The organism is Ralstonia sp. TCR112 (genome assembly GCF_007997035.1).
In the GTDB taxonomy this organism is placed as follows: domain Bacteria; phylum Pseudomonadota; class Gammaproteobacteria; order Burkholderiales; family Burkholderiaceae; genus Ralstonia; species Ralstonia edaphi.
This window is the reverse complement of the sequence record NZ_VOSS01000184.1, coordinates 1-1,024: the sequence shown is the minus strand read 5'-3', so window position 1 is coordinate 1,024 and position 1,024 is coordinate 1. Positions and strand designations below refer to the sequence as shown.

Annotated in this window: 2 protein-coding genes; one reads left to right on the top strand and one right to left on the bottom strand. The window is 60.5% G+C overall.

The features are described 5' to 3' along the window. Window positions 1-86 precede the first annotated feature (86 nt). Window positions 87-371, top strand: a complete 285-nt coding sequence (locus FUT88_RS25140; protein ID WP_147216708.1) for a hypothetical protein — start codon at window positions 87-89, stop codon at window positions 369-371. 38 nt (window positions 372-409) lie between these two features. Here the strand turns inward: FUT88_RS25140 and FUT88_RS25135 are convergent. Continuing rightward, window positions 410-1,024, bottom strand: a 615-nt coding sequence (locus FUT88_RS25135) for an OmpW/AlkL family protein (RefSeq protein WP_147219257.1), incomplete at its 5' end; no start/stop codon positions are given.

Here is a 1,024-nt window from a genome sequence, read left to right as displayed (position 1 = left end):
TCGTCCGCATTTGGTTATTCGCGGGTAGTTCAACGAAGCCGGCACAAAGAGCGTACAGTGGGCCACCCCCTTCAACGGAGATTGCCGTGGACGCTTATCCGATTTGCCGCTACAAGGGGTTCGATGTTTACCCCCTCATCTATCTGTTCGATCCGCCTCGTGAATGGCACGAGCCTCGTCCCGACCGGTCTTACAGTGCTTCCGTGTTGATCTGCGAGGAAGGGCAGCCACCGAGTACCGAACGCTCCCGGATCTTCCCACTGCTGGCCACCCAATGGGACAGCATTGGAACGGCAAAACGCGCTGCCGCGAAGATGGCCGAAGACATCATCGATGGATTTGTGCCTGGCCTGCCCTTGCATTCCCTGTAACCGCATCCCTTAGTAGTTACGCAGTAGTGGGCGACCCACTAGAACCGGTATCCAACATTCAGGCTGAAGACGACCGGCTTCACGTTGATCACCGTCTTGTTGACGGCCAGTACCTGGCCTTCCTGGCTGCGCAGCGTGATGGTCGAAGTGGTCTTGAGCGGCAGATAGGCGACGGTGCCGACCAGCGTCCAGTTCTGGGCGAACTCGTAAGACATGCCGATGTTGGCGACTGGCGCCCAGGAACTGGAGGTCGCTGCTGACACTTTGGCGGGGCCGGTCGGGATCTGGCCCATACCCAGCTGCAGGACTTGGCCGAGGTTCTGCATCGCGCTGACGAAATTCGGGTTCAGGCGCAGTTGGGTGAAGAAGGTTGTAGCTGACGCCGCGCCGATGAACGGCCGCAGCCTGCTCTGCGCGGTGCCGAAGTAGTACTGCCCAATGAGCGCAGGATTCCACGCACGGGCAGATGCGACCGGGTTGTTCTTCGGCAGTCCCAGATCAATGAGCGTGAGGTTGCCAAGCGCCGGCACCGGCGCGATGACCTTGCCCCGGCCGTAGATGTCAGTGGTGGGCGGGATGCCGCCGACCGCCGTAACGGCCCAGTTGTCGTTGACGAAATACGTCTGCGTGAGTGACAGCGTGGTTGAGCTGCC